We start from the raw sequence: 26,902 nt of genomic DNA, 5'->3' as shown, positions 1-26,902 counted from the left end.
AAATACGCTTATTATGAGTAAAAGCACTCATTATCAGTGGATTGTTCCTGCCCCCACAGCGGCGTATTGTTGCGACCTGTTTGCCAGGCAATTATCTCCGGGGAGGAGCGCCTTTCATGTCTCGTTTGCTTATCGTTGTAGACCGTACCAAAGATTGGGCTCCGTACTACCCCAGTGACGATGTACTGACGTTCGATCAGTACCTTCAGTTTTCTGCGCCAGCGACCAGTCGCGTGCGGGTTATCAACCTGTGTCAAAGCGCAAAATACCTGAGCCGCGGTTACTACTGTTCGCTGCTGGCTGAAGCCCGTGGGCACCATGTAGTTCCGTCTGTCATGACGCTGAACGATCTGAGCCGAAAGGGGCTGTTTTCTCTTGAGCTGGAAGAGCTCGATGCCAGTGTCGTCAACTGGCTGGACGCGGCTGGTTCGGCCATCGACCCAGCCAGTGACGAACGCAACGCAACCCACGAAGTGCGTATTCGAACCTATTTTGGACAAACTGAGCACTCGGATCTTAAACCGGTGGCAAGAGCATTGTTTGAACGGTTTCCCTGCCCGATACTGGAGATAGTGTTCAGGCGCAGGAAAGGTTGGCAGATTGAATCCATGAAGCCTGCAGCGCCTGCAGATCTTAAGGAGGCGGATCAGGATGTTTTTGCTGCCGCTCTGGATCGTTTCAGCAGCATGGTATGGCGCAAGCCAAGAACCCGCCGTCGCTATCGGTACGACCTGGCGGTATTGGTAAACCCTGACGAAGAAATGCCGCCCAGCGATGCGGTGGCGTTGAAGCGCTTTGAGAAGGCCGGGCGCAAGCTGGGTATTAACGTGGAGCAGATTACGCGCCGGGATTACATGCGCTTGCCTGAGTACGATGGCCTGTTCATTCGTGAAACCACGGCCATCGATCATCATACATACCGATTTGCCCGGAAAGCGGCTGCAGAGGGTATGGTGGTGATTGATGATCCGGTGTCGATTCTCAAGTGCACCAACAAGGTTTTTCTGGCCGACTTGCTGAAAAACAATAAGATTCCTACGCCCAAAACACTGATTCTTTCAAAAGACCAGAAAGATGCTGCAGAACAGGTAATTCAGGAACTGGGCTTTCCAGTTGTGATCAAGATTCCCGATGGCGCTTTTTCCCGGGGTGTGAACAAAGCAGAAGACGAAAAGTCGTTAAAGGCAGGTTTAAAAGACCTGTTCCGGCAGTCGGCACTGGTTCTGGCCCAGGAATATCTCTATACCGATTATGATTGGCGAATTGGTGTGTTGGGCGGCCGGGCAATTTATGCCTGCAAATACATGATGGTTAAAGGCCACTGGCAGATTTACCAACACGGCGAATCAACAAGCGAAAGTGGCGGGTTTGAGACCATGCCCACTTATGAAGTGCCGAGAAACGTCATACAAGCGGCATTAAATTCCACGCGGCTTATTGGCAATGGGCTCTATGGCGTGGATATCAAGCAGTCCGGCAACCGGGTTGCCGTTATCGAAGTTAACGACAACCCGAGTATTGATGCCGGGGTTGAGGACCGCTTTCTCGGTGGCGAACTTTACACGCTGATCATGCAGGAGTTCGTTTCCCGGATGGAAGAGAACCGCAGGCGTTAACTGCCGCTTACTGCACGGGTAGCTGGCTTAGAGGTCAGCTACCCAGATTCTTACGCTGCCAAACCAGGGGTATGCCTCAAGCTGCCGCCGGGCATTCTCTTGGGTCAACACACCATCTGTCGCGGGTTCATCCAGAAAGATCTCCAAGTGTAACTTGTTTCTCAGGTAATGGAGTCTTAAACGGCTGCGCTGAGGGATATCCTCCAAGTGCTTGGAAATAATTTCCCCTACTTCTGCACGGGTGGGGAGGTGCTCGGTTTCCAGATACGTATCTTCGTCATTTTCGGCATCAATATGGAAGTTGATGTCGAGGATGTTGTCCAGGGAGTTGCGCATACCGGCGACTACCTGCATACCAATCTGGTGTCCTTCAGACACACTGATTTCCGGTCGCACAACCAGGTGAATATCCAGAAGAATATCCTGACCCATACGGCGGCTGCGAAGCTCATGCACGTCGAGAACGCCATCCGTATTGCGGGCTATGTTCTTCAACATTTCAGTATCTTCCGGGGAAAGCCCTGTGTCGATAAGCTCCTGAACACTGTCCCAGGTAAACTTCCAGCCAATGTGAATGATGATGACTGCAATCGCTACGGCAGCGACTATATCCAGCCAGACCAAGCCAAGCATGGCACCAATGGTTGAAACCAGAACTACCAGGGACGAAAACGCATCAGTGCGGCTGTGCCAGGCATTGGCGATAATCAGGTCTGAGCGTATGGCCTCACCTACATGCCGGGTGTAGCGGTAGATCCACTCCTTACCCAAAACAGACACGGCAGCAGCCACCAGAACCGGCCATTCTGGAAGAGTGTCAGCGGTACCGTGTATTAACCTGAGGGTGTTTTCCCAGGCAAGAGCGGCACCCACAGCAATCAGAATGCTGCCGAGCACAAGGGTGCCAAAGGTTTCGATGCGCTGGTGGCCATAGGGGTGACAGTCGTCCGGCTCCTGGCGGGAGACTTTCATAACCCCAAGTACAACGACGTCTGATGCTACATCAGTAAAAGAGTGAATCCCGTCAACCAGGAGGGCCTGGGAGTGAAACAGTGTGCCCCCGATAACCTTGATGAACCCCAGAAAGGCATCAAGGATCATTCCTATGATAGTAACCCGGGAGGCTGCTTTCATTTCTACCGCAAGGTTCTCGCGGTGGAGCTGGGCGGGAGAATCGGGTTGTTGCATTGAAAAAACTCCGGAAATTTCCGCATTCCTGCTTGATTTATGCACATCATAGCAGTAGCGCATTAGAATGACAGTTTGTTCAGGTTCTCTTCTGATCCAATAAAAATTTAAATAACACGTTGAAAATAAAGAAAAAATAAACTGGTTAAAAAATGATCAATTTGCAGGTAGGCGCAGATTGCAAGGGATTGGCAAGGATGCGCCGCAATTTTCAACAGGGTTATCCACAGATTCCGTGGAAAAGCCCCCAAGAGCTCAATTATACAGATGTTTAGCGCGGTTGTTTTACGTTGTCGGGCTGCTGTGGAAAACTTCCGGTATACTTTCGCTCACGTTTTATTGAGGAGTTTCTAGATGTACGGCGTTATCCGCAACCTGCTTTTCCGGTTACCTCCAGAACAAGCCCATGCCGTTGCATTAAACGGATTGGATCTGGCACACCGCCTGCGCGTGCTGGGTGCTTTTTCATCGAAAACAGATTTGTTACCGGTCAATGTTATGGGGTTGGATTTTCCTAACCCGGTAGGGCTCGCAGCAGGGTTGGATAAAAATGCAGATCACCTGGACGCTCTCGGCGCGCTCGGCTTTGGGTTTATTGAGGTTGGAACGGTAACACCTCTGGCGCAGTCCGGTAATCCTAAACCCCGCATGTTCCGCTTACCGGAGCACCGGGCCATCATAAACCGTATGGGGTTCAATAACGAAGGCCTGGCCCACATGCTGGAGCGTATAGATAAGCGCAGCTACCAAGGTATTCTAGGCGTTAATGTTGGAAAGAACAAAGATACGCCAAATGAGGAATCCGAGTTGGATTATCGCAAGGGTATAGCTGCAGTCTATAGCCGTGCAGACTACATCACCGTAAACGTATCCTCTCCGAACACCCCCGGCTTGCGGGATCTTCAGTTTGGCGACTCCCTGAAAGCGCTGCTCCATGCCATCAAGGATGAACAGCTTAAATGCCAGAGCCAGCTTGGCCGTTATGTGCCAGTTGCCGTTAAAATTGCTCCGGATATGGACGATGAAGGTATTCGCTTTGTTGCTGCAGCCTTGAAAGAAGCGGGACTGGATGGCGTGATAGCCACCAACACCACCATAAGCCGGGAAGCTGTTGTTGGTCATGCTCATGCTGAAGAGGCGGGCGGGCTCAGTGGTGCTCCGGTGCGAGAGGCATCCTTGAGGGTTATTAAAGGACTTTATGCAGAGCTGGGTGATGATCTGCCGATTATTGGTGTGGGTGGGATTACCGATGGTGAGAGTGCTGCAGAAAAAATCCGTGCGGGCGCAAAACTGGTTCAACTCTATACCGGCTTTATATACCGAGGGCCGGAATTGATCAGTGAGACCGTAGAGGCGATACGAAAGCTGAAATAGTTTCGCAGGTGTTGGAGTGAAAACCGGATATAAAAAAGGGCCCGCTTGGCGGGCCCTCGCGGGGCTTAGACCCCGTTGCGCCTATCAGCGCATGATACGGGGCGGGAGGCCCCGTAATGGATGCTCTGAATGCTGCATCAAATCGTGTAACAAAAGATCAGATTAAGATGTCGGGGTTTTAGCAAACATCACGCTGTGGTGACATTCGCGAGTTTATGAATACCGGAGACGCCGGTCATGCCTTCCCATTGATCTGTGCGGCCTTCGCGCCACCCGTTCAACCATTCCTGGCGAACTTCAGCCTGTTCGAGTGGGCAACTGTCTTTGGACTTGCCGGACACGCCAGCCAGGTAGCCCCGCTTGAATGCACGAGCGTACATATCTCTTTTCTGTCTCTTCATGCCGTTCCTCACTAATGGATTTACAGAACAAGCGTGTACACTTCTGCAGTGGCCTTGGCATGTGGAACCCATTCCGGGATAACCCACTATTGCCAGCTCCGGCCAGAGCAGTCAGGATCCTGTTAGTAAAAGGGAGTTATCCCTTTTCGAACGACGCGTCACCTACAAGGTAAGCCGAAGTTCGAGCAGAAGTACACTATCATTTTGATCTAACGGAACGCTTTTCTTTGTCTTAAATGAATAAGCGATTACCTAAAACCTATGAACGCTGCAATTCCCGTGACTTAGCGAGAGTTGCCTAAAGAACCTGGAGCTGAACTTGTCCAAATCTGTCTTTTTTGTAAGCTGCCCGAAGGGTGTTGAGTACCTTTTGGCGGACGAGCTCAGCACGCTGGGGCTTGGGCTGGTGAGAAATGCACCTGCAGGCGCATGGGTAGAGGGTTCGCTGGAAGCGGGATACCGGGCATGCCTCTGGTCGCGCTTGGCTAATCGAGTCATTCTCCATATTGATGAAGTGCCGGCTACCAGCGCAGATGAGCTTTACGACGGTGTTGTTCACTTGGACTGGCAACAGCACATTCCTGTGGATGGCAGCTTTCGTGTCAATTTTATTGGTGAGAATGAGGCGATTCGCAACACCCAGTTTGGTGCCCAGCGTGTTAAGGACGGCATAGTGGATCGCTTCACCATGGGTGGGGGTAAGCGCCCAGCGGTTGAGGCAAAAACACCGGATGTCACTGTGTCTGCCCGGTTGCATCGAGGCAAATTGGCAGTGGGTATCGATATCAGTGGACACAGCCTGCACCAACGCGGCTACCGAACAGAGCAAGGTCTCGCGCCTCTGAAGGAAAACCTTGCCGCTGCTTTGTTATTGCGTGCGGGCTGGCCAGAAATAGCAGCCTCAGGTGGCGATTTTGTTGATCCAATGTGTGGATCCGGCACTCTGGTCATTGAAGCCGCCTTGATGGCGCTGGATATTGCACCCGGTCGCCGCCAGGAGCGGTTTGGGTTTGAAAAGTGGTTAGGCCACCAACCTGAAACCTGGTTATCCTTGCGCCAGGAAGCTGAAAAGCGAGCCTACGAAGGAAAGCAGGGCAGGATACCGAAATTTTTGGGCTGTGATCAGGACGGCAGAGTCATCACAACCGCGCGCAATAACGCTCAACGGGCTGGCCTTGATGGGTTGCTGGAGTTTCAGGTGCAGCCGATTGAAGAGCTCTCGCTGGGTGATGAGCGGGCCGAAACCGGCCTTGTACTTGTAAACCCCCCCTACGGTGAGCGCCTGAGCGACAGGCAGGCACTGGCAGGGCTATATGAGTCACTGGGTGATGCAGTGAAGAAGGTCGCATCAGGGTGGCGTCTGGGCGTGTTTACGGGGGCCCCGGAGTTTGGCAGGTCCATCGGATTGCGCAGCTTCAAACAGTACAAGCTGTTTAATGGCAAGCTTCCAGCCCAGCTTCTTCTGTTCACTATTGATGAGGCCAGCGTTCGCACGCCTCGCGAGCCAGCCGCGCCGGGCGAGGTTTTGCCTCGCATTGCCAACGAAGAGCGCGCAGCCATGCTGCGAAACCGACTCAAGAAAAACATGAAGACCATCGGCCAGTGGGCCCGCAAACAAAATATTGGCTGCTACCGTCTGTACGATGCAGATATGCCAGAATATGCGTTGGCGATTGATATGTATGAGGGCAGGGTGCATGTGCAGGAATATGTTGCACCCAAGTCTGTTGATGAGCGCTCTGCCAGTGAGCGCTTGGCGGAAGCTCTGGCTGTTATTCCCGAAGCTCTCGGTATTGAGCGGGATCAGATGGTATGCAAGCAGCGGCAACGCCAGGCTGGCGTTAGTCAATATGAAAAGCAGAATGTCAGCGGCGAGTTCTTTCATGTACAGGAGCACGGTGTCACCCTCAGGGTGAACCTAAAGGATTATCTCGATACCGGGTTGTTCCTCGATCACCGCCCTGTGCGCCACTGGATACAACAGAACGCCCAGGGCAAGCGTTTTCTGAATTTGTTCTGTTACACCGGCGCAGCGACGGTTCATGCGGTTGCAGGTGGGGCCAGCCGTTCATTGAGCCTGGACTTGTCGAACACCTATGTGGGGTGGGCTCAGGAAAATCTCAGGTTGAATGCGGCCGACCCTGGAAAGCATAAGGTTGAACAGGCTGATTGCCTGGCCTGGCTTGCTGCCAAGCCAGCGCCCGACCAGGTTTACGACCTGATCTTTATGGACCCCCCAACGTTTTCTAACTCTGCCCGCATGGCGGGCGTACTGGATGTTCAGAAGGATCACGCCAAGTTAATTCGGCAGGCCATGAAGAGACTGAGTTCAGATGGATTGCTGATTTTTTCCAACAACTTCCGGCGCTTCAAGCTCGATGAAGGTCTGGCCACAGAGTTTGAAGTTGAAGAGGTAAGTTCAAGAACGCTGGATAAAGATTTCCAGAGGAACGCGCGGATTCACCGATGCTGGCACATCCGCCAAAGGGCGTAGTCTTTACGCCCGTGCGTTTTAAAACTCGTATTTGAGACCGGCAGAAAACTGAAAGATATTGGCGTCTGTGCCCGTATCTTTCGACAGTTTACCGCCTTCGAAAACAAGATAGGTGTCGCTCAGTACTTCTACATCCAAGCCAACCACCCAGCCAACGCCAAAACTGCTGTCCGGGAAATCACCCTCCAGCTCACGGAGTTGGGCGTTGCTCTGTTCGTCCGGGTTGTCCAGCTCGGCGGTGCCTTGAATATACGAGAATCCAGCCTGGCCGTACACGTTGGCGTAGCTGGTAATGGGGTAGTGCAAGCCAATATACCAGCTGGCAAAGTAATCGATTGAAAGACTCAGGTCGCTCCCTGGAACCTCAGCGTCCCGAAAACCGCCCCCCGCTCTAAACTCTGCGTGGAACAGTTCGTTCAGGTGGCTGCCAAGTATCAGCGTACCACCGGTACCTGTAGCGGTTTCTTTGGACGTTGTGCCTATGGAACGATGATTGAATGCCGTTACCAGCAGGCCGGCGTAGTGTTTGTCCGCACGGGGTGCTTCCTGAGCCAGCGGGGCTTGGGTGTAGAGCAGACAAGCAGGCACCAGTGCGAGGGCAAGGTGCGATCGAACAACCTTTTTCATTATTATCGGATTTCCTGACGTGAGCGGTTACGGGCTGAGTTTGCCTTGTGTAACCTATTGTTACGTCGACTCATGTCACAGTTTAGTCTTCCTCGAAGAGACCATGCTCCTGAGCCATCAGCAACAGAGCGTAAACGCCGTTTTCTGGCAATTGGGGTTCCAGGCTTTCCTCGAACAGCAACTGGCGGCGGCGATCTTCCAGTGCGTCGCTGTCCAAGCCAATGATCAGTTCTGTAACGGGAGCTATTTCAAAGGGAGCCTCCTGTTCCATGGCAGTAAAGATCAAGTCCACCAGAACTTCGTCAGGGTCCAGGCCATCTACATACACCGTTTGGTCGGGCAGGTCTTGATGCAGTTCATGAATGAGTTCAATTAACGGCACACCTTGCTCTTCAAGGTAATCCAGATCGACATCACCTAAATCGCTATCTTCCGGTAGCCATTCATCAACAGGGGCAATAACCACGGTCTTCATCTGGCCATCTTCCAGCGACCAGGCCATTGCAACCGGAAACAGGGCATCTTCAGTTTGGCAGTACTCAATATCGAGAAATCTAGGTTTTGGCATGTCAGGGTCCGCTTAAATATCTTTTGGTCAGGTAGGAGGTAGTGAGGCTTCATGCCATACTATTATCGTAAATATCATTCTATCAGGGACATCATGGAACACGCTGAATTCAACAAAGATTTACTGAAGTTTCTGAACGCATCACCCACACCTTGGCATGCTGTTGCAACAATGAAGGCGCATCTTGATGCAGCCGGCTTTGAGGAACTGGACGAAAAAGACGACTGGGCGCTTAAACAGAGTCGCAACTATTATGTTATTCGCAACGGCTCGTCCATCGTTGCTTTTCGCACCGGGGCAGGGGATGTCTCTACATCGGGCATCCGTATGGTGGGGGCTCATACCGATAGCCCGTGCCTGAAGGTAAAGCCCAACCCCGAGTTGCGCCGAAAGGGCTATTTCCAGCTCGGTGTCGAGGTTTATGGAGGGGTTCTTATGAACCCCTGGTTCGACCGGGACCTTTCGCTGGCAGGTAGGGTGACCCTTCTGGATGACCATGGAAAGGTCAGCGATACCCTCGTGGATTTCCGCAAGCCTGTTGCTTTTATTCCCAGCCTGGCAATCCACCTGGACAGAGACGCCAACACCAACCGCACAGTAAACGCACAGACAGATCTTCCCCCTGTGCTGATGCAGGTTGAGAAAGACGACACCACCAACTTTAACGAGCTTTTAAGCCAGCAAATTGCCAGTGAATCCGGTGTGAAAGTGCGCAAGGTTCTTGGTTATGAGTTGGGCTTCTACGATGCACAGCAAGCCGGGTTTGTCGGCATGCGCGACGAGTTTATCGCCTCAGCACGGCTCGATAACCTGCTGAGCTGTTACATCGGCTTGCAAGCTTTGTTGAATACTTCCGGTGATGAGGCTGCGCTGCTGGTGTGCAATGATCACGAAGAAGTCGGCAGCGTATCCTCCGAAGGTGCCCAGGGGCCATTTTTGACTGCTGTTCTTGACCGCTGGTGTGGTGCCGGCAAGGCAAAAGCCATTGCACACTCCATGATGATTTCAGCAGACAATGCCCATGGTGTTCACCCTAACTACATCGACAAGCACGATGAAAACCACGGCCCCATTCTGAATCAGGGCCCGGTCATCAAGATCAATCATAACCAGCGCTACGCAACCAATAGTCGATCCGCAGCGGTTTACCGACATATCAGTGATGAGCTTGATTTGCCGCACCAGAGCTTTGTGGTACGAAGTGATATGGGCTGTGGCAGCACTATTGGGCCGCTTACGGCTGCAAACCTCGGTGTAACCACGCTGGATATCGGCGTGCCGCAGTTTGGCATGCACTCAATTCGTGAGCTGATCGGTACTGAAGATGGCTTCACGCTATTTCAAGTACTGACCGAGTTCATGCAGCGCAAGCAGGTTTTCTAAGTTGTTTTTGAAAACCTAAAACGAAAAATGCCGCTGCTTCGTCTGAAGTAGCGGCATTTCGGAATAAGTGGCTCCCCGAGCTGGGCTCGAACCAGCGACAAACGGATTAACAGTCCGTTGCTCTACCAACTGAGCTATCGGGGAACATCGTCAAGATGGGCGGCATATTAAGCGCTTTGGATTAGCCGGTCAACCCCCTGATATAAAAGGTCAAAATTTGTACCGCAGTATGGCTCACCAATATCGCCCTCCGCTCTGGCTTCGCAGTGGCCATGTTCAATCGGTATGGCCCGCACTGTTTCGCAAGGTGCACCTGCAGGATCCGGTCGCGGAAGTGCTCCCCACGGATGACAAAGATGAGCTGCATCTGGACTGGTATCGTCAGGGCAGCGGCCGTTTGGCGGTCATTTCCCATGGGCTCGAAGGAAATAGCCGGCGGCCCTATGTGAAGGGGCTGGCGAGGGCACTTATGGCCGAAGGCTGGGATGTTCTGGCCTGGAATTTCCGTTCCTGCGGCGGAGTGATGAATCACCAGCCAAGGTTTTATCACAGTGGCGCCACCGAAGACCTGCGCCGGGTTGTGGATCATGGACTGACAAAAGGCTATCAAACAGTGTTTCTTTCCGGTTTCAGCATGGGTGGCAACCTTACGCTGCTGTATCTCGGTGAGCAAAGTGAGCGCGTTGACAGCAGAATCTGCGGAGCGGTGGCCTATTCAGTGCCCTGCGATCTGGCGGGTAGCGCAGACAAGTTGGCGTTGTCCAGTCGGAAGATCTATATGCAGAGGTTTTTGAAGGATCTTCGCGTTAAAATCGACGAAAAAGCGCAAAAGTTTCCCGATCTTATTGATGTGGCGGATTTTGATTCAATTCAAAATTTTCATGAATTTGATGATCGCTATACCGCGCCACTGCATGGGTTCAAGAGTGCGGCAGATTATTGGGAGCAGTGTTCGGCTCTGGCCAAACTGAAAGACATTCGAGTACCGGCGCTGATGGTTAATACAGCGGACGATCCATTTCTATCACCCGCTTGTTTCCCGGAATCGCCATCTGTGCTAGGTGCCCACGTGAGTCTGGACGCACCCAAATGGGGCGGCCATGTCGGATTTGTGGAGCATGGCCATGGCGGCTACTACTGGTCTGAGCGCCGGGCCCTGGCGTTTTTGCAGGGCGTGGTGTGATTTACCTTATTGCAGTAAGGGCTTGAGCACTGGCCATACGTTTTCAAGGAGTATGGGCTGGGCTTCGGCCGTGGGGTGAATGCCATCGCCCTGCATCAGGTTCTCCTGATCGTAGATTCTGTCGAGAAAGAAGGGAACCAGAGCGGTGTTGTAGCTGTCTGACAGCGCTGGAAAGATGTCAGCAAACATTTGTGTGTAGCGCTGGCCGTAGTTGGGGGGTATTTGTATTCCCACCAGAATGGCGCGGGCGCCTGATTCCTGAACATGCCCAACCATGGTTGCAAGGTTGGATTTGATCACATTGGGTGGAAAGCCGCGTAGGCCATCGTTACCACCCAACTCGATAATCACCACGGAGGGGCTGTTCTTTTCAATCAACTCAGGCAGTCGGCGAACACCGCCATCGGTGGTTTCTCCGCTGATGCTGGCATTTACTACCTGCCAGTTACCAAGACCATTGCTTTGCAAACGATCGCGCAAGAGTTGTACCCAGGCAGTTTCTGTTGGCACGCCGTAGGCTGCGCTTAAGCTGTCACCCACAATCAGAAGCGTTTGCTGGTTGGGCATCACAGGCAAGGCAATAAAAGCCAGCAGAATGAATGTCATCGATCTCGAATACAGCAGTACTCTATGCATAAAATTTCCGTATACCTTGATAAATGAACGTGCTTTTTCCGGGAGCCTTGAAAACAAAATGCAGACTACAAACCCTGATGGCCAGCGCCTGATGTTGCGCGTTGAAAATCTGACTCATCGCGTAAGCCTCGAAACAGATACGCTGACGATATTGAAGGCGGTCAGTCTTGAAATCAATCGGGGAGAGTCCGTAGCCATTGTCGGCCGTTCCGGTTCCGGCAAAACCACCTTGCTTGGACTGCTTGCCGGTCTGGATACACCCACCGAAGGTACGGTTGAGCTGGATGGCGCCATTATAAGCCGGCTAAGTGAAGACGAGCGGGCCCAATTGCGCGCTCATCGGGTGGGGTTTGTATTTCAATCGTTCCAATTATTGCCCGCGCTGACTGCTCTGGAAAACGTCATGCTGCCACTGGAGTTGGCAGGTATGAACGCGCCGGAAAAGCGTGCCCGTGAATTACTCGAGCGGGTTGGGCTTGGAGAGCGCCTCACCCATACGCCACGGCAGCTATCCGGGGGTGAGCAGCAACGGGTGGCTATTGCCCGTGCGTTTGCCTCCGACCCGGCCATCCTGTTTGCCGATGAGCCGACTGGCAACCTGGATAATCGCACCGGCCAGGAAATTTCTGATTTGCTGATGGCGTTGAATCAGGAGCAGGGCACCACGTTGGTGATGGTTACCCATGATGAACAACTGGCAGCACGCTGCTCCCGGCAATTCCATATTGAAGCGGGCGAGTTGACTGAGCCAGTTGCTCAGGTGGAGCTAGCTCACTGATGGCTGCTACAAAAAAACTCATGTCAGTGCGCCGCGACTGGCGCGAAAGAGATGTACGGGTGGTACTGGCGGCGCTAATTATTGCCGTGGCTACCGTTGCCACTATTGCTTTGTTTGCCAGCCAGTTACAACGCACTCTGGTGTCGTCTGCCAGCTCGTTTCTGGCGGCAGACCGACAGCTGGAGGCTGAAAACGGCCGGCCGGTACCAGAGCCCTGGATAAACGAAGCTACCGAGCGCGGGCTGGAAACTGGCCGTATGGTGGAGTTCTCCACCATGGTGTTTGGTAGCGATGCCTTTCAGTTGGTGTCGGTAAAAGCGGTCAGCAATGAATATCCGTTACGGGGTGAACTCGAAATTCAGGGGTCTTCAGAAGGTTCGCGGGTTCAGGTCGAAAATGGGCCGGCGCCGGGCGAAGTCTGGATCAACCCAAGGCTTCTGAGGCTGCTGGATATTCAGCTTGGCGATACCCTGGAAGTAGGCAGTCGCATGCTGACAGTGGCTGGCTTGGTACTGCGCGAGCCAGACGGCGGGTTCAGTCTCTCGGCACTGGCGCCCCGGGTGATGATGCACGTGGATGACGTGGCGTCTACTGGCGTTCTGCAGGAAGGTAGCCGAGTAAAATACGTTTACCTGTTCGCTGGCGAAGAAGCATCTCTCGAACGCTATTATCAATGGCTACAGCCGCAGCTGGAGCCCAGCCATGAGTGGGAAGGTGTGCGCGATGGTGAAACCTTTTCTCGCTCCCTGGACCGCGCAGAGAGCTTCCTGCTGTTAGGTGGCAGCCTTGCGGTCTTGCTGGCGGCTGTTGCTGTGGCGGTTGCCAGCCGGCAGTACGCGCTATCCCAACGCGACACTGTGGCTCTGCTCAAAACCCTGGGCCTTGGCAGTTCCGGAATCGGCCGGCTTTACCTCAAACGGCTTGCTCTCTGGGGCGTGACCGGCATGGTTGGCGGCCTTCTGGTGGCTTTGCCACTGTTCTGGGTACTCACCCGCTTGCTCAGCGAAGCGTTGGAAAGGCCGGTGCCGTTTCAGCTGGATTCAGCGGCACTCACGCCTGCGCTCTTAACAGCAGTGGTTTCCCTGTTTGCCTTTGCGTATCCGCCCATCAGGCGGCTCAGAAACGTGCCGGCCATGCGCGTATTGCGCAGTCAGCCTGGGGAAACCGGGCGCGAAGCCCTGCCTGATATGCTAATTGCCATCGTGGCGGTGTTTGGCCTTGTGTGGTTGTATGCCGGCGAGGTGTCCTTGGTGATTTCCCTGTTGGGGGGGCTTGCTTTGCTGTTGGGCGCTCTGGGCGTGTTGGGTTGGCTGCTAGTAGCAACCCTGCGCAAGGTTCGCGGTGGTGGCCATGCCTGGCGCCTGGCGTTGGTTGGTTTGTATCGCCATCGCCGCGCCAGTCTGTCGCAAATTGCTGTATTCGCCATGACGCTCATGCTGGCAACAACCCTGATTCTGGTGCGTACCTCTTTGCTGGACGACTGGCAAGGTCAGCTTCCAGACGATGCACCGAATCATTTTTTGATTAACATAGCGCCCGATGCAGTGGATGAGGTTGCCGATTATTGGGAAGAGCGTGGCCAGCCACTGGACCAGCTATACCCCATGGTGCGCGGGCGGTTTACGGAGCTCAACGGCCAACCGGTAAAACAAGTAGTGAGTAAAGACCAGCGGGTAGGCGCCCTTAACCGGGAGCTCAACCTCACCTGGATGCCCTCGCTACCGGCTGACAACGTGATTGTGGCAGGCAGCTGGTTTGAGGAAGGACAAACTGACGGTGTCTCCGTAGAGGCCGACCTGGCGAATGCGCTGGGCCTGGTGTTGGGTGATGAGCTCACGTTCACCATTGGGTCCGATAAGGTCACTGCAAATGTCACCAGTATTCGCACGGTTCAGTGGGACAGCATGAAGCCCAACTTCTACATGGCGTTTCCTCCGGGGGGCGCGCTCACTAATATGCCCGCTACCTGGATAACCAGCTTTCACCTGCCCAAAGATCGTAAAAGCGAGCTGAATGAGTTTTCCCGACGTTTTCCGACGGTATCGTTGCTGGAAATCGACAACATTATCGAGCGCATACAGGAAATTGTGCGGCAAGTGACCCAAGCCATAGAGGCAATTCTGGTGTTGATACTGGCAGCGGCGCTGGTGGTGATGGCGGCGGTCGTCAGCGCTACGCTTCAGGATCGCCAAAGGGAAGGCGCACTCCTGCGTACTCTGGGCGGTCGCCAAAGCCTGCTGGTGCGTAGCACCATGCTGGAGTTTGCTTTGCTTGGCGGCTTTGCCGGAATTCTCGGGGTGGCAGCGGCTGAAGCTGCGGTATGGGCTTTGCAGTTCAGGATGTTTGAGGGTGCCTTCAGCTGGCACTGGCAGGTTGTTCTGCCTATACCGATAATAAGTGCGGTGGTGCTTTCGATGTTCGGGCGTTGGCAACTTCGGCCAGTGTTGAGTGTTTCGCCTATGTTGCTGCTGAGGCGTCTCGAGTGAAGTGATGACTCCGGCCTACACCTTGTTTCGGGACATTCTTACTGGTAGTTCGCGAGGATAGCAGCAAGTTCGCCGTTCTCGCGGATACGTGCCAGCTCAGCGTTGAATTTATCAACGAAAGGCCGCGATTCCTTGCGAACCATAAGCCGGAAACCGTAGGAGCTGATGTCTCCTGACGATACTGAAAACTGATCCTGCAGGCCTTCGTTTTTTAGTATCCATTTGCCCACAAGCAAATCCACTACCGCGGCATCAAAGCGCTCGCCGTGAAGTAAAAAGTTGAACATGTCCTTGTCCCTGGATACGTCAAAACGCTTGATGGCACCTGATTTAAAATGTGGTTGCAATGCAGGGTATATAGCCCAAATGGGTAACGACCGTTTTTGAGAACAGGTCTTCCGGGGAGTTATAGGTTTCTTCGGTACTTTTGGGCGTGAAGAACACTTCCTGAACCTTTACGATTGGCTCAGTGAACAGAAAGTCCTGGGGGTTTTGTGTCCATTCAACCGCTCGGGACGTGCCGTCAATATAGCCATCCAGCAACATCTGGTCGACGCGTTTGCGGGGGATCTTTTTAGCGGCGATTTGATAGCCCAGGCGCTCAGTAATGAGCGAGGCCACATCCCACATAATCCCCGATGGCGCGTCCTGATCAACGATCATGTAGGGCGGATAACCGTTAGGGGAAATGTTGAAACGAAACACCTTTGCATCGCTTGCAGATGCAGCATTTATGGCCAGCGCGAACATTATTACGAGGGGCAGGCAGACAAAGCGTCTTGTGAAAGCTGTATGCCAGCCAGGTTTCAGGTGCTTCATCTAAAGGGACTCTCTGCGGGTGGTGCTGTCCTTGAAAGAACTGACCCGGCCAAGTCCCTGCCAGAATAGTTACAATTGTTACTCGTCCGCGTCGTTATTTCAATATCGTTGAGTAATCTTGTGTTTACCAGTAACGGGGCCTGAAACAGGCCCCGTTACTGTGTGCCGTTGGTGTATCAGGCCCAGGCGCGCTGCAGAACGGCCCGTGCGTCCTTCAGAGTCACTTCTTTCGGATTGAACATGATGGAGCCGTCGTCGAGCGCCATCTCTGCAATCTGGTCGAGCTGATCTTCGGTAACCTTGCCGGTTTCTTTCAGCGTTCGTGGCAGCTGGCACCGTTTGTATAGCGCATCCCTCAGCTTGCGCAGCGCTGAAATGCTCGCCTCTGCTCGGCGGCTGGCTGGCGTTGCTGCGTAAATCTCCGGGCCTTCCAGGTGCAGTAGCAGCTCACCCAGCGGCTCGCGAATGGTTTCAAGGTTGTACTCAAGCACATAGGGTAGGAAGAGGCTCATGCATAGGCCATGGGGCAAGTGGCAGATGGCGCCCGTGGCGTGGCCCAGCGAGTGCACCAGACCAACCATGGAGTTGGAAAATGCAATGCCAGCCATAGTAGATGCCTGTGCCAGCTCCAGCCTGGCGTCGCTGTCTTTCGAGTTATCCATTACCTGCAACAATGACCGGCTCACTTTCTTGATAGCCGCTGCGGCATAGGCATCGCTCAGCGGGTTTTTGGCCATGCAAGTAAAGGACTCGACCGCATGGGTCATAGCATCCATGGCCGTGGCTGCCGTAATGTGAGGTGGCAGTGTCAGAGTCATGCGTGGGTCAATCACTGCCGCGTTGGGTAGCAGATACGACGAGGTGAAAGGCAGCTTGACGCCTTTCTTTTCATCTGTGATGACAGCAATAGAGGTCACTTCGGAACCGGTTCCCGCCGTGGTAGGCACCACCAGAAACGGTTTGAGTGGGCGTTTCAGTACGCCGGCGCCCGTGTATTTGGCGATGTCGTTTCCACCCTCGGAGACCAGAATGTTTACAGCTTTGCCTGTGTCGATGGCAGAGCCGCCCCCAATGGCAATGATGGAATCGCACTTTTCCTTGCGATAAACGCCAGCAATGTCGCGAACCACGGTGGTGGACGAATCCGGTGGCACATCGTCGTAAATGGTAACAATTTCGAGACCACTTTCTTCGCACGCCGCAATCACGGGATCAAGCAGTCCAGCGGCACGAACGCCCTTATCTGTTACGATCATCGGGCGCTTGGCGGCGAGACCGCTCAGTTCATAGGGGATGTGTTCCAGGGCGGCTTTGCCGGCAATGACTTTTACCGGGCAGAAGAACTCATAGTAAGTGTTGGACATTTAGGCTCTCACTGTCTGGACAAAATGGGTGGCGATCTTCAGGTAAATCTGTGCGGCACTGATCAGCTTTTCGGGCAGATGCAGATCTGCCGGGTATTCCTTTACAGCGCGCTCGGCAACGATCCTGGGCAAAATGAACGACTCCAGCCGGTTCAGCACCCGTGTCATGCGCACGGCGTAGCTTACATCGCCATCTACCAGCATGCGGTCATTGGCAAAGGCGACCGAGGTTTTTTCCTGAAACGACAACACCAGAAAGGCGTGGGTAAGGTGCTTGAACTTGATGGATACGTCCACCGGACGAGGGGCCGAATCGCCATGGTAATGAAACCGGCCGTCACCGATGTATTCCACGATCAGCTTGGACCCGTCAGGCATTACCATCATTTCGAACAGAAAACCTTCGGGCAGTGCCTGTGCTTCTTTCTGAACTTCGCTATCAACCTCGCTGACCGCCTGAAGCGCCCGTCCCATAACCTGGAACATAAGCTCGACATACAGGCGTTTTGCCTGGGAAGCCAACGGCTGGATACGTTTCGCTAACATGTCCGTCACCTGAATCTGGTTATTGATCGTTAATTTTTAGAGTTATTGCTCTAGAAGTCAATGACCATGATGACTGCAACGCTTTGCTTTCTCAGTAAATCATGGCCTTTAAACGAAAAAAGGTCGAAATCCCATGGAGTTCGACCTTTTGTTTCATGTTGAATCGAGGGGCTATTGAGAGAGAGCCGCCAGTTTTCGCCGAGCTTCCTCAGCAATCTCGCCACTGGATTCCGCTGCTTTACGGTAGTAAGCGATGGCTTCACTGCGATTGTTGTCCTTTACCGCAATATCACCTAGCCGCAAAAAAGCTATGGAAGTGGGCACCACCTGGTTTGCTCTGTTCAGATTCTCTCGGGCTTTGCTCAGATTATTGAGCTGCAGTGCAGTCAGGCCATTGTGCAGACGATAAACGAACATCTCCGGATACAGGGAGACCGCCTTATCAAAATCAGCCTGAGCTTTGTCTGGCTGTTTCTGCTGTTGATAGATGCGGCCACGCAAGGAATAGAACATGGCTTCACGGGGTAGCAGGTTGATTGCTTCATTGACCTTTTTCAGAGCACCGCTCATGTCACCACCAGCGGCCAGTTCCATGGCTTCATCGTGGGCATTGTAAGCAGGTTGCGTTTTGCGAAGAATGGCCGTCTTCTTTTTGTAAACATCTGCCCCACGGTACCCCCCGACCCCTAATTCATTGGCCAACTTGTTATTCTCTCGAACGCGCTTTGCTGATGGCGGGTGTGTGGCAAAGAGACCATCCACAAACCCTGCTTGCTGACCTTGGGACAGTTTCAGGAAAAGTTCCTGAAGTTCTACGGCTGCTAGAGGGTCGTATCCGGCTTTTTTCATGTAAACAATGCCGTAGTAATCCGACTCCAGCTCGTCGCCCTGGCCATACTGTGCCAGAGCAAGCTGTGCACCTACCGCAGCGCCACCCATCAGCAAGCCTGCCCATTCATTATCTGAAAGGGCAAAGCCCAAACCGGCCACACCAGCGCTGATCAGCATTCCTTTTTGCATTCGCTGAACACTGTGGCGCGCCGCGGCATGCACAATCTCATGGCCAAGCACAGACGCAAGCTGTGCTTCATCGTCCAGCTGCGTAAGCAACCCACGGTTAATGGCAATCTTTCCACCTGGCAAAGCCCATGCGTTGGGCACACTGCTGTTGAGCACTACAAATTCATAGGGCAGGTCGGGGCGGTCACTCACCCGTGCGATCTTATGGCCAACTTCTCTGACGTAAAGCGTAAGCTCAGGATCGATGTAGAATTGCCCACCTTGAGTCTGTTGGGTGGGCGTATATTGTTCCGCCCCCATGGCGAGCTCGTCGCTCTCGCCAATCAGCGAAAGCTGTTTCTCCCCAGTCACCGGGTTTACAGAACAGCCTGCAAGAAACAGCAAAAGTGCAATAAATGGTGCACAGCGTTGAAAGGCGGTGGTTTTCACTATCGACTCCTGTGATTAAATTCCTGGCATCTATAATTACACGGCTACTGCCTGCTTTAAACACTGTCGACTCAAAACCTGCGTATGAGCCCCGGGTTTGCTCTGAATGGATGATCATATCTCAACAGCAGCCGGCACACTTCTTGGTAGAAGGTTGATCCGATCCACTTTAGGGGCTTGAAAACCCTCCGAGAGACCCCATTTTCCTGCTAGACGAACTCACAAGCTGGATAACACGAGAGCAAGGCCCTTGTTCCCGTGTTCACCTCACATGTCGATTGCAGGAGAGACAAATAAATGACAGTTGAATCAAAAAAAGAGACGTTAGGATTCCAGACCGAAGTAAAACAACTACTTCACCTGATGATCCATTCCCTGTATTCAAACAAGGAAATTTTCCTTCGGGAACTGATCTCCAACGCCTCCGATGCCGCAGATAAAATGCGCTTCGCCGCCTTAAAAGACGACGGCCTGTACGAAGGCGACTCAAACCTGCAAATCCGCCTCGATTTCGACAAAGAAGCCAACACCATTACCCTGACTGACAACGGCATCGGCATGAGCCGTGAAGACGTTGTGCAGAACCTGGGCACCATAGCCCGCTCTGGCACCGCAGAATTCCTCAAGCAGCTCTCAGGCGATGAAAAGAAAGACAGCCAGCTGATCGGCCAGTTTGGCGTAGGCTTCTATTCCGCCTTCATTGTTGCCGACAAGGTAGACGTATTCACCCGCCGTGCTGGCGCGCCAGCAGAAGAGGGCGTGCACTGGCAATCGGCTGGCGATGGCGAATTCACCATCGAGCAGGTTACCCGTGAAAAGCGCGGCACTGAAATCGTGATTCACCTGAAGCCGGATGCCACCGAGTTTGCTGACGGCTTCCGCCTGCGCAATCTGGTGAAAAAGTATTCCGATCACATCTCCTTCCCGGTGATCATGAAATCCGAGCCCACCGAAGAAGGCGAAGAGCCGAAAGACGAAACCATTAACGACGCAACCGCGCTCTGGACACTGCCTCGTACAGAAATCAAAGACGAGGAATACAAAGAGTTCTACAAGCACATTGCTCACGACTTTGAAGACCCGCTAACCTGGTCCCACAACAAAGTAGAGGGCAAACTGGACTACACCAGCCTGCTGTACATTCCGGCCCGTGCGCCGTTCGACATGTACAACCGTGAAGCGCCTCGCGGCCTGAAACTGTACGTTCAGCGCGTATTCATCATGGACGACGCAGAACAGTTCCTGCCGTTGTACCTGCGCTTTGCCAAGGGTGTTGTGGACTCCAACGACCTGTCTCTGAACGTGTCCCGTGAAATTTTGCAGAACGACGCAACCGTAGACAGCATCCGTACTGCGCTCACCAAGCGCGTGATTGATATGCTTTCCAAGTTGTCCAAGAAAGATGCTGACGAATACCAGAAGTTCTGGGATGAATTTGGCACCGTTCTGAAAGAAGGCCCTGCTGAAGACTTCAGCAACCGCGAGAAAATTGCCGGCCTGCTGCGCTTTGCCTCCACCCACACAGGTGAGAGCACCCAGAACGTATCTCTGGACCAGTACATTGAGCGCATGAAAGAAGGTCAGAACAAGATCTACTACATCACTGCTGATAATTTCATGGCCGCCAAGAGCAGCCCGCATCTGGAAGTCTTCCGCAAGAAGGGTATTGAGGTTCTGATTCTCTCTGATCGTATTGACGAATGGATGATGGGCTACCTCAACGAGTACAGCGAAAAGCAGTTCCAGGACGTTGCCCGTGGCGATCTTGACCTCGGCGATGTGGAAACCGAAGAAGACAAGAAGCACAAAGAAGAAGCGGCTGAAGAGCACAAAGAGCTTCTGGAGCGTATCAAAACAGCTCTTACCGACCGGGTTCAGGAAGTGCGGGTTACTAACCGCCTGACAGATTCACCGGCGTGTCTGGTAACGGGTGACTTTGATATGGGGGCCCAGATGAAGAAGATCATGGAAGCAGCGGGCCAGAAGGTTCCCGACAGCAAGCCAATCTTTGAAATCAACGTAGATCACCCACTGGTTCAGCGCCTGGAAAGCGAGAAGGGCGATGAGCGCTTCAACGAGCTTTCTGCTGTTCTGCTGGATCAGGCCACATTGGCCAGCGGTGAGCAGTTGCAGGATCCGGGTGCCTACGTAACCCGCTTGAACCGTCTGTTGCTGGAACTGGCTAACTAAGCCCATGCACCAGATTATTGTGGATGTCAGCATCAGCCCTGATGAGTGGATAAAATTCTACCAGGGCGTTGCTACCGATGTTCACGCTACGGCCCGGGACGGACGCTCTGTCCGCTTCCCGGCCCGTATCCTCTCCCGTTTTTATCTGAATGACGGAGTTCGCGGTTCTTTCCGAATTCTCTTTGATGACCAAGGTAAATTTCAGACCGTTGAGCGACTCTGAAGGGCTACCAACCTACCTCTGAATTGCCTACAATCCCCCTCCGCTCAAAAACTGAGCAATACTTTTCAACCTGTGGAGACACCATGCGGATAATTCTTGCCCCGATGGAAGGGCTGGTTGACGCACCTATTCGGGAAACGCTAACAAAAGTTGGCGGAATAGACCGTTGCGTAACTGAGTTTATCCGAGTGACCCACAGCATGTTACCCCCGCGGGTTTTCTACAAGTTTGCGCCCGAACTGCATAATAGTTCGCTTACACAGGTGGGCACACCTGTTGCTGTTCAGTTGCTGGGTTCAGACCCCGAGCAAATGGGTTGGCACGGCAAAAGAGCCGCAGAGCTTGGCGCTACCCAAGTGGATATTAACTTTGGTTGCCCCGCCAAAACGGTGAACAAGCACAAGGGCGGTTGTGTGCTAATGCGAGAGCCCGAGTTGATGCACAACATTGTTGCCGGCGTGCGCAAGGCCGTTCCTGCAGGCGTGCCGGTAACCGCCAAAATGCGACTGGGGTATGACGATCGCTCCATGGGTGTGGCCTGTGCTCAGGCACTGGAAGCCGCCGGGGCAGAAGAGATTGTTATCCATGCCCGTAGCAAGGTGGATGGCTACAAGCCGCCGGCCTACTGGGAAGAAATCGCCAAGGCTCGCGAAGCTGTTAAATGCAAAGTGATCGCCAACGGTGAGATCTGGACGGTAGCGGACTACTGGCGTTGCCGGGAAGTGTCTGGCTGTGAAGACGTGATGATTGGCCGCGGCCTGATCGCAAGGCCGGATTTAGCCCTCAAGATTAAGGCCAGTCAGCAAAACGAAGAGAGTGTAGACATGGCCTGGCCAGAAGCAGTGGCCTTGGTGAAAGAGTACGCCTCAGTGCTTCAAGGCTGGCTTGAAGACAAGTACGTAACTGGCCGTATCAAACAGTGGCTGAACTTTCTGCGGCAAGGTTTTCCCGAGGCCGAGGCACTATGGCCGCAGGCTCGCAAGATTCGCGAAGTTGCGCCTATGCTGGCGTGCCTGGACTTGCCAGTTCCGGCCTCTATTGCTTGTTCCAAGGCTGCCGTTCGGGCAGCCTGATTTACCTTCAGGCCTCCATGTCAGTCGTGTACAAGCCCTGGGTTGCCGCACCATTTAGCCTCGCACGTTTAAGCACTGCAGACTGTGTTGCGGAACGGTTGCCCAGATCACCCGCCCAGGCTTTCTGCGCGGGTTCCTGTAGCGCACGGCCATAGGAAAAGCTCAAGTACCAGGGTTGTTGGCCAAGGCTGTTCATTGCACTCAGGTTGCGAGTGGCTTCTTCGGGTGTTTGACCTCCAGATAGAAAATTGATTCCCGGAACTGCCGCTGGAACAACTCTCCGGAATACCCGCAACGTAGCTTCCGCAACGTTCTCGGGAGGCGCCTTGGCGCATCCTTTACCGGGCGTTACCATGCTCGGCTTCAGGATTATGTACTCCAGTTGAACCCGATGGCGGCGAAGCGCGCTGAAAACTTCTGCAATAACGATTTCATTCACTTCTGCAGACCGTTCGATGGAATGGTCGCCATCAATCAGAACCTCTGGCTCCACAATGGGCACAATGCCTGCGGCTTGGCAGAGCGCTGCATACCGCGCCAGCAGTTCAGCGTTGGCTTCCACTGCCTGGCGCGATGGTAAAGTAGCAGAAATATTATACACAGCGCGCCACTTGGCAAAGCGGGCGCCCTGATTCCTATAAATTTCCAGCCGGTCATCCAGGCCGTCCAAACCGTAGGTTATTTCATCGCCGGAGGCATTAACCAGCGGCTTCTTACCCTTGTCTACCTTGATGCCCGGCACAATGCCTTGGGTTTCCAGCAACTTCGAGATTGGCGTGTTGTCGAGGCTGTTCTGACCCAGGGTTTCCTCAAAAAGAATCACGCCACTAATGAATTCACCAAGCCCGGGGGCAGAGAGAATCAGGCTGCGATATTCCCGGCGTTTCTCTTCTGTGGATTCAACGCCAACGGCGCTGAATCGCTTGGCGATGGTGGGGTGGCTTTCATCTGCGGCGAGAATGCCTTTACCTGGCTGAACGAGGGCCTGAATTGTTGAGTGCAGTTCGGCTCGTATACTCATACCGGCTCCTGTTGAAAACGGTGTCTCATCGAAAAGGTTTGGAGTGCTATCGCATTAGTGTAGCCTGTTCATTGGAGTATAGTTGCCACCATGCTGGATGAAATTTGACCTGTGCTAAAGCAGCCGTCGATACATTGTCCTAGGCTATATCTATTCAAGCTATATACAGGGATTGGGTATGAAAACGGTTATCAGCGTAAGTCAGAGTTCATCCGAATACGATTATGATCTGGAAACCGAGTTTCTGGGGAAGTCATTCAGAGTTATTCGCGCCGGCACCGACGGGGATCTTTCCCGCGCTGTTGCGCTTCTTAAAACCTATCACGAACGCGCAGATGCCTTCGGTCTCAGCATGGTTTCCGATCATTATCAGGTAGGCTCTGTGAAGCTGGAACACCCTGATACTGCCATGCTCGAAGCCTGTATTCCAGACAAGCCAATAACCAGTGGAGCTGGGCTGCGGGGTATTCTCCAGGAGTGGGCCGTGCGCCAGACTCAGGCAGAACTCGGGCACTTCTTTGATAACGCCAGGGTGCTCTTCCTGAATGGGCAGGCTGGCTACCGAGTGGCAAAAGCCCTTTCCGAACACACCGATAACCTGTTTTTTGCCGATCCTTATATGGACTTCGGCGTGCCGCGGTTGCTTACCTCCCTCAAACAGCTTGAAACCTACAGCTCGCTGACAGCGCCGATAATGTTCCATCCAACCGCTGTAAAAGCGCTTGATACTGTGCTCCGTACGCCTCTTTATCGTCTTGGGGAAGGGCTGGTCAAAGGATCACTGCATCAGGCAGTAAAAGATTCACATGTAATTGTTGGCCACATGGGAGACCTGGCTGAGTTCACCCACAAAGAGCTGGATGGCAAAACCGTTATCACCTCCCGCGTATCGGAAGAGGCTTTGGACTGGATGCGTTCCCGCAAGGTCGCCATGGTGGTGGACTACAGCCCTTGGCTGGAAGGTCGGCCTGTGGGTGTGAACGTTCTGGAGGCCATGATCAGTGCGGCACTGTCGCGTTCGCCAGAGCAGCTGGGTGCAGACGATTATCTTGGTGTGATCCAGAGTCTGGGTATAGAGCCTCGTATCCTTTACCCCAACGGCTATCGCCGGATAAACCGCTTTGCGTTCGTGATTCACCCGCTGTCACAACAGTACTTGACCAAAACACGACCGCTGGACTGGGTTGCCAGTGTGTCACCCCCCATGGTGATGAACCTGGTGGAAAAAGCCGTAGCCTATGCGCCTCCATTTATCTATTCCAAAGTCACCGGCATCAAATCGCCCACCGGAGACGAAGTGGAAGGCTGGTTGATTACCGTAGGTGGCACACCTAAAGAAATCATGGCCCACGACCCTGAATTTACCTACAGTCGATTGCTGACCGCAGCTAACCTGGCAAAAAAGCTTGGCGCACAAATTATGGGCTTGGGTGCCTTTACCAAAGTAGTCGGAGACGCCGGCATTACTGTTGCCAAACGTGCACCGCTGCCTATCACCACAGGCAATAGCTATAGCGCATCCGGTGCGCTCTGGGCGGCCAAGGATGCGGTAAAATTAATTGGCCGCGCCCAAATTGGTGAAAGCGGAAAGATGGCCGGCAAGGCCATGGTAGTAGGCGCGACTGGCGCGATTGGGTCCGTGTGTGCACGCCTGCTGGCTAAAGCGGTGGATGAGATTTACCTGGCAGCGCCAGAGCCCGCCAAGTTGCTGGCTTTGAAAGAAAGTATTGAGCAGGAAACCCCGGGCGCTATCGTACACGTGGCTGGTTCCGCCGACCGGGATATAGAAGACATGGATATGATTGTGACGGCCACCTCCGGAGCGGGCAAAAGAATCCTGGATATCACCAGGGTAAAGCCCGGCTGCGTAATCACGGATGTGGCCCGCCCTCTGGATATATCGGCGGAAGATGTAGCAAAACGGCCCGATGTACTGGTAATTGAATCCGGAGAAGTGCAGTTGCCGGGCAACGATGTCTACATGAAAAACATCGGTTTGCCGGATGGGGTTGCTTACGCTTGCCTGGCAGAAACCATAGTGCTGGCCCTGGAGGGGCGGTTCGAAAACTTCACACTTGGCCGCAACATTGAGTGGGAAAAGGTGCGGGATATTTACAAGTTGGGGCTGAAGCACGGTATGAGCCTGGCGGCCATCTCCGGCGTCAATGGCGTGTTCAGTGACGAAGATTTCGAGCGGGTGAGTGTATTGGCGGCAAAGAGTGATGCCGGGGAAGCTGTAGACCTGTAATCAGGGGCCAAGTTACCTAAGCTGGCTATCCTTACTGGCACGGCGATTAATGCCGCCAAAATTCATTTCGTCTTTTTCCAGAGCTGCCTGGCAATCTACACACAGACGGACACCTGGAATGGCATCGCGTCGTGCCTCGGGAATCGGGCAGTCACACTCCTCGCAGAATTCCGCGCTCTCTCCCGTAGTCAGCCGGCTACGGGCTTCGGCCACGGCGTCTTCAACACTTGCATCAATCTGATCCTGTACAGCCCCGTCGCGGGTCCAGCCACCAGCCATAACATGCCTCCTGAGCAAGGCTTCACCGATTGTGTGCACCCAGCATACCAAAGCTCTGGTGATCGAGCTAAGGTGATCCAGCGTAAAGAAACAGCAGTGTCTAAAAAGGAATTCAAATAATGTCAAAAGCCAACACGCCTCAACGCGGTGGAAAATGGCCACTCATGACCGCATGGCTTGCCATAATCCTGTTGATTGTTGCCGGTATCTTGATGGCCGTTGCAGGGCCTGCTTACAAGGCAGAGTGGATAGAGCTGGGTACCTCGTTCACCTGGCTCCGACAAGGTGCGCAACTGGCAATAGCTGCTGCTGTGTCAGGAATAATTACTTTGGTTCTTGCCGGCGTACTGCGCCGATGGCGACCAGCACTGGTCGGGGCGCTGGTAAGCCTGGCTGTCGTTGCCATGATTGCTATGCCCATGCAAATGAAGCAACGGGCCCAAAGCGTGCCGCCCATCCACGACATCACCACCGATATGCAAAACCCTCCCGCCTTCAACAGGTTGGCTGCAGCCCGGGAGAAAGCGCCCAATGCTGTGGATTACCCGGGAGCGGAAACCGCCCGCCAGCAGCAATTGGCTTACCCCCATTTAAAACCGATTACTCTGGGCATGCCCTTGGCTTCTGCCATGGCCATAGCGAAAGCAAACATCCAGGCTCGTGGCTGGGAGATCGCAGGAACTACCGACAGTACGATTGAAGCCACCGCGACCACTCGCTGGTTCGGCTTTAAAGATGATGTAGTCATCCGCATGACAGAAACAGATCAAGGTGTACAAGTAGATATGCGTTCTGCATCCAGGTTGGGGAAGAGCGACCTCGGCACTAACGCCGAGCGGATTCAGGATTTTCTTGAGGAGTTGGCGAAGCAATAAAATCGTGGTTCATAGGAGATAGGGGCTATACTCCTCAAGAACAGGAATTTCCGCTTCATCTAACAGGCTGGCGGGCCTAAC

24 protein-coding genes and 1 tRNA gene are annotated in these 26,902 nt (G+C 53.6%); 12 read left to right on the top strand and 13 right to left on the bottom strand.

Going from position 1 to position 26,902, the window contains the following annotated elements; translation table 11 throughout:
• Positions 1 to 116: 116 nt before the first annotated feature.
• Positions 117 to 1,616, top strand: coding sequence for a RimK family protein (locus CDH47_RS13210; RefSeq protein WP_100640367.1), 1,500 nt, complete (start codon positions 117 to 119; stop codon positions 1,614 to 1,616).
• Between the two features lie 27 nt (positions 1,617 to 1,643).
• Here CDH47_RS13210 and CDH47_RS13205 read toward each other — a convergent pair whose 3' ends face one another.
• Positions 1,644 to 2,804 carry a cation diffusion facilitator family transporter gene (locus CDH47_RS13205; protein WP_100640366.1) on the bottom strand — a complete coding sequence of 387 codons (1,161 nt, stop codon included), beginning with the start codon at positions 2,802 to 2,804 and terminating at the stop codon, positions 1,644 to 1,646.
• Positions 2,805 to 3,158: 354 nt separating this feature from the next.
• Between CDH47_RS13205 and CDH47_RS13200 the strand changes: the two genes are divergently transcribed.
• Positions 3,159 to 4,178, top strand: a complete 1,020-nt coding sequence (locus CDH47_RS13200; RefSeq protein WP_100640365.1) for a quinone-dependent dihydroorotate dehydrogenase — start codon at positions 3,159 to 3,161, stop codon at positions 4,176 to 4,178.
• Positions 4,179 to 4,366: 188 nt separating this feature from the next.
• Here the strand turns inward: CDH47_RS13200 and rmf are convergent, their stop codons facing one another.
• Complete coding sequence (rmf, locus tag CDH47_RS13195) at positions 4,367 to 4,579, bottom strand: ribosome modulation factor (protein ID WP_099619549.1); 213 nt, start codon at positions 4,577 to 4,579, stop codon at positions 4,367 to 4,369.
• Positions 4,580 to 4,898: 319 nt separating this feature from the next.
• Between rmf and rlmKL the strand changes: the two genes are divergently transcribed.
• Positions 4,899 to 7,073, top strand: coding sequence for a bifunctional 23S rRNA (guanine(2069)-N(7))-methyltransferase RlmK/23S rRNA (guanine(2445)-N(2))-methyltransferase RlmL (gene rlmKL, locus CDH47_RS13190; RefSeq protein ID WP_100640364.1), 2,175 nt, complete (start codon positions 4,899 to 4,901; stop codon positions 7,071 to 7,073).
• An 18-nt stretch (positions 7,074 to 7,091) separates the two neighbouring features.
• Here the strand turns inward: rlmKL and CDH47_RS13185 are convergent, their stop codons facing one another.
• The gene (locus tag CDH47_RS13185) at positions 7,092 to 7,700 is read right to left on the bottom strand and encodes an outer membrane beta-barrel protein (RefSeq protein WP_100640363.1); all 609 of its coding nucleotides are present in this window, start codon (positions 7,698 to 7,700) and stop codon (positions 7,092 to 7,094) included.
• Between the two features lie 82 nt (positions 7,701 to 7,782).
• Positions 7,783 to 8,268, bottom strand: coding sequence for a hypothetical protein (locus tag CDH47_RS13180; protein ID WP_100640362.1), 486 nt, complete (start codon positions 8,266 to 8,268; stop codon positions 7,783 to 7,785).
• A 93-nt stretch (positions 8,269 to 8,361) separates the two neighbouring features.
• Here CDH47_RS13180 and CDH47_RS13175 point away from each other — a divergent pair, with 93 nt between their 5' ends.
• On the top strand, positions 8,362 to 9,651 hold the full coding sequence (locus tag CDH47_RS13175; RefSeq protein WP_100640361.1) for a M18 family aminopeptidase: 1,290 nt from the start codon (positions 8,362 to 8,364) through the stop codon (positions 9,649 to 9,651).
• Positions 9,652 to 9,719: 68 nt separating this feature from the next.
• On the opposite strand, the gene CDH47_RS13170 is transcribed toward CDH47_RS13175, so the two are convergent.
• Positions 9,720 to 9,795, bottom strand: a tRNA-Asn gene (locus CDH47_RS13170).
• An 85-nt stretch (positions 9,796 to 9,880) separates the two neighbouring features.
• Between CDH47_RS13170 and CDH47_RS13165 the strand changes: the two genes are divergently transcribed.
• Complete coding sequence (locus tag CDH47_RS13165) at positions 9,881 to 10,834, top strand: YheT family hydrolase (RefSeq protein WP_100640360.1); 954 nt, start codon at positions 9,881 to 9,883, stop codon at positions 10,832 to 10,834.
• Between the two features lie 6 nt (positions 10,835 to 10,840).
• Here the strand turns inward: CDH47_RS13165 and CDH47_RS13160 are convergent, their stop codons facing one another.
• Positions 10,841 to 11,470 carry an arylesterase gene (locus tag CDH47_RS13160; protein ID WP_100640359.1) on the bottom strand — a complete coding sequence of 210 codons (630 nt, stop codon included), beginning with the start codon at positions 11,468 to 11,470 and terminating at the stop codon, positions 10,841 to 10,843.
• A 58-nt stretch (positions 11,471 to 11,528) separates the two neighbouring features.
• On the opposite strand from CDH47_RS13160, the gene CDH47_RS13155 reads away from it, so the two are divergent.
• On the top strand, positions 11,529 to 12,248 hold the full coding sequence (locus CDH47_RS13155) for an ABC transporter ATP-binding protein (protein WP_239985776.1): 720 nt from the start codon (positions 11,529 to 11,531) through the stop codon (positions 12,246 to 12,248).
• A complete protein-coding gene (locus tag CDH47_RS13150; RefSeq protein WP_100640358.1) occupies positions 12,248 to 14,734 on the top strand; it encodes an ABC transporter permease in 2,487 nt (828 codons plus the stop codon). The genes CDH47_RS13155 and CDH47_RS13150 overlap by 1 nt, the downstream gene beginning before the upstream one ends.
• 38 nt (positions 14,735 to 14,772) lie before the next feature.
• On the opposite strand, the gene CDH47_RS17785 is transcribed toward CDH47_RS13150, so the two are convergent.
• The 5 genes from CDH47_RS17785 to CDH47_RS13130 all read right to left on the bottom strand — a co-directional run bounded on the left by CDH47_RS17785 (position 14,773) and on the right by CDH47_RS13130 (position 18,912).
• Positions 14,773 to 15,021: a substrate-binding periplasmic protein gene (locus CDH47_RS17785; RefSeq protein WP_275667855.1), complete on the bottom strand. Its 249-nt coding sequence runs from the start codon at positions 15,019 to 15,021 to the stop codon at positions 14,773 to 14,775.
• 43 nt (positions 15,022 to 15,064) lie between these two features.
• The gene (locus tag CDH47_RS17780) at positions 15,065 to 15,553 is read right to left on the bottom strand and encodes a substrate-binding periplasmic protein (protein ID WP_275667854.1); all 489 of its coding nucleotides are present in this window, start codon (positions 15,551 to 15,553) and stop codon (positions 15,065 to 15,067) included.
• Between the two features lie 176 nt (positions 15,554 to 15,729).
• Positions 15,730 to 16,917: an iron-containing alcohol dehydrogenase gene (locus CDH47_RS13140; RefSeq protein ID WP_100640357.1), complete on the bottom strand. Its 1,188-nt coding sequence runs from the start codon at positions 16,915 to 16,917 to the stop codon at positions 15,730 to 15,732.
• The gene (locus CDH47_RS13135) at positions 16,918 to 17,463 is read right to left on the bottom strand and encodes a hypothetical protein (protein WP_100640356.1); all 546 of its coding nucleotides are present in this window, start codon (positions 17,461 to 17,463) and stop codon (positions 16,918 to 16,920) included. It lies immediately after the preceding gene.
• 171 nt (positions 17,464 to 17,634) lie between these two features.
• Complete coding sequence (locus CDH47_RS13130; RefSeq protein ID WP_100640355.1) at positions 17,635 to 18,912, bottom strand: M48 family metalloprotease; 1,278 nt, start codon at positions 18,910 to 18,912, stop codon at positions 17,635 to 17,637.
• A 297-nt stretch (positions 18,913 to 19,209) separates the two neighbouring features.
• On the opposite strand from CDH47_RS13130, the gene htpG reads away from it, so the two are divergent.
• From htpG to CDH47_RS13115, 3 genes are all read left to right on the top strand, one after another.
• Positions 19,210 to 21,102, top strand: a complete 1,893-nt coding sequence (htpG, locus tag CDH47_RS13125; RefSeq protein WP_100640354.1) for a molecular chaperone HtpG — start codon at positions 19,210 to 19,212, stop codon at positions 21,100 to 21,102.
• Positions 21,103 to 21,106: 4 nt separating this feature from the next.
• A complete protein-coding gene (locus tag CDH47_RS13120) occupies positions 21,107 to 21,325 on the top strand; it encodes a DUF2835 domain-containing protein (protein ID WP_100640353.1) in 219 nt (72 codons plus the stop codon).
• An 83-nt stretch (positions 21,326 to 21,408) separates the two neighbouring features.
• On the top strand, positions 21,409 to 22,398 hold the full coding sequence (locus CDH47_RS13115) for a tRNA dihydrouridine synthase (RefSeq protein WP_100640352.1): 990 nt from the start codon (positions 21,409 to 21,411) through the stop codon (positions 22,396 to 22,398).
• Positions 22,399 to 22,405: 7 nt separating this feature from the next.
• Here CDH47_RS13115 and CDH47_RS13110 read toward each other — a convergent pair whose 3' ends face one another.
• Positions 22,406 to 23,419, bottom strand: coding sequence for a class I fructose-bisphosphate aldolase (locus tag CDH47_RS13110; RefSeq protein ID WP_100640351.1), 1,014 nt, complete (start codon positions 23,417 to 23,419; stop codon positions 22,406 to 22,408).
• 178 nt (positions 23,420 to 23,597) lie between these two features.
• Between CDH47_RS13110 and CDH47_RS13105 the strand changes: the two genes are divergently transcribed.
• The gene (locus tag CDH47_RS13105) at positions 23,598 to 25,667 is read left to right on the top strand and encodes a dehydrogenase (RefSeq protein ID WP_100640350.1); all 2,070 of its coding nucleotides are present in this window, start codon (positions 23,598 to 23,600) and stop codon (positions 25,665 to 25,667) included.
• 12 nt (positions 25,668 to 25,679) lie between these two features.
• On the opposite strand, the gene CDH47_RS13100 is transcribed toward CDH47_RS13105, so the two are convergent.
• Positions 25,680 to 25,946 carry a DksA/TraR family C4-type zinc finger protein gene (locus tag CDH47_RS13100; protein ID WP_100640349.1) on the bottom strand — a complete coding sequence of 89 codons (267 nt, stop codon included), beginning with the start codon at positions 25,944 to 25,946 and terminating at the stop codon, positions 25,680 to 25,682.
• A 119-nt stretch (positions 25,947 to 26,065) separates the two neighbouring features.
• On the opposite strand from CDH47_RS13100, the gene CDH47_RS13095 reads away from it, so the two are divergent.
• Positions 26,066 to 26,821, top strand: a complete 756-nt coding sequence (locus tag CDH47_RS13095; protein ID WP_100640348.1) for a DUF1499 domain-containing protein — start codon at positions 26,066 to 26,068, stop codon at positions 26,819 to 26,821.
• Positions 26,822 to 26,902: the final 81 nt, after the last annotated feature.

The organism is Marinobacter salexigens (assembly GCF_002806945.1).
In the GTDB taxonomy this organism is placed as follows: Bacteria; Pseudomonadota; Gammaproteobacteria; order Pseudomonadales; family Oleiphilaceae; genus Marinobacter; species Marinobacter salexigens.
The sequence above is the reverse complement of the archived record's forward strand: the minus strand, read 5'-3'. Positions and strand labels throughout refer to the sequence as shown.

Coding starts and splice junctions, on each gene's coding strand:
- CDH47_RS13210 (WP_100640367.1), top strand. CDS start 117: ATGTCTCGTTTGCTTATCGTTGTAGACCGTACCAAAGATTGGGCTCCG.
- CDH47_RS13205 (WP_100640366.1), bottom strand. CDS start 2,804: ATGCAACAACCCGATTCTCCCGCCCAGCTCCACCGCGAGAACCTTGCG.
- CDH47_RS13200 (WP_100640365.1), top strand. CDS start 3,159: ATGTACGGCGTTATCCGCAACCTGCTTTTCCGGTTACCTCCAGAACAA.
- rmf (WP_099619549.1), bottom strand. CDS start 4,579: ATGAAGAGACAGAAAAGAGATATGTACGCTCGTGCATTCAAGCGGGGC.
- CDH47_RS13185 (WP_100640363.1), bottom strand. CDS start 7,700: ATGAAAAAGGTTGTTCGATCGCACCTTGCCCTCGCACTGGTGCCTGCT.
- CDH47_RS13180 (WP_100640362.1), bottom strand. CDS start 8,268: ATGCCAAAACCTAGATTTCTCGATATTGAGTACTGCCAAACTGAAGAT.
- CDH47_RS13175 (WP_100640361.1), top strand. CDS start 8,362: ATGGAACACGCTGAATTCAACAAAGATTTACTGAAGTTTCTGAACGCA.
- CDH47_RS13165 (WP_100640360.1), top strand. CDS start 9,881: ATGGCTCACCAATATCGCCCTCCGCTCTGGCTTCGCAGTGGCCATGTT.
- CDH47_RS13160 (WP_100640359.1), bottom strand. CDS start 11,470: ATGCATAGAGTACTGCTGTATTCGAGATCGATGACATTCATTCTGCTG.
- CDH47_RS13155 (WP_239985776.1), top strand. CDS start 11,529: ATGCAGACTACAAACCCTGATGGCCAGCGCCTGATGTTGCGCGTTGAA.
- CDH47_RS13150 (WP_100640358.1), top strand. CDS start 12,248: ATGGCTGCTACAAAAAAACTCATGTCAGTGCGCCGCGACTGGCGCGAA.
- CDH47_RS17785 (WP_275667855.1), bottom strand. CDS start 15,021: ATGTTCAACTTTTTACTTCACGGCGAGCGCTTTGATGCCGCGGTAGTG.
- CDH47_RS17780 (WP_275667854.1), bottom strand. CDS start 15,553: ATGAAGCACCTGAAACCTGGCTGGCATACAGCTTTCACAAGACGCTTT.
- CDH47_RS13140 (WP_100640357.1), bottom strand. CDS start 16,917: ATGTCCAACACTTACTATGAGTTCTTCTGCCCGGTAAAAGTCATTGCC.
- CDH47_RS13135 (WP_100640356.1), bottom strand. CDS start 17,463: ATGTTAGCGAAACGTATCCAGCCGTTGGCTTCCCAGGCAAAACGCCTG.
- htpG (WP_100640354.1), top strand. CDS start 19,210: ATGACAGTTGAATCAAAAAAAGAGACGTTAGGATTCCAGACCGAAGTA.
- CDH47_RS13120 (WP_100640353.1), top strand. CDS start 21,107: ATGCACCAGATTATTGTGGATGTCAGCATCAGCCCTGATGAGTGGATA.
- CDH47_RS13115 (WP_100640352.1), top strand. CDS start 21,409: ATGCGGATAATTCTTGCCCCGATGGAAGGGCTGGTTGACGCACCTATT.
- CDH47_RS13110 (WP_100640351.1), bottom strand. CDS start 23,419: ATGAGTATACGAGCCGAACTGCACTCAACAATTCAGGCCCTCGTTCAG.
- CDH47_RS13105 (WP_100640350.1), top strand. CDS start 23,598: ATGAAAACGGTTATCAGCGTAAGTCAGAGTTCATCCGAATACGATTAT.
- CDH47_RS13100 (WP_100640349.1), bottom strand. CDS start 25,946: ATGGCTGGTGGCTGGACCCGCGACGGGGCTGTACAGGATCAGATTGAT.
- CDH47_RS13095 (WP_100640348.1), top strand. CDS start 26,066: ATGTCAAAAGCCAACACGCCTCAACGCGGTGGAAAATGGCCACTCATG.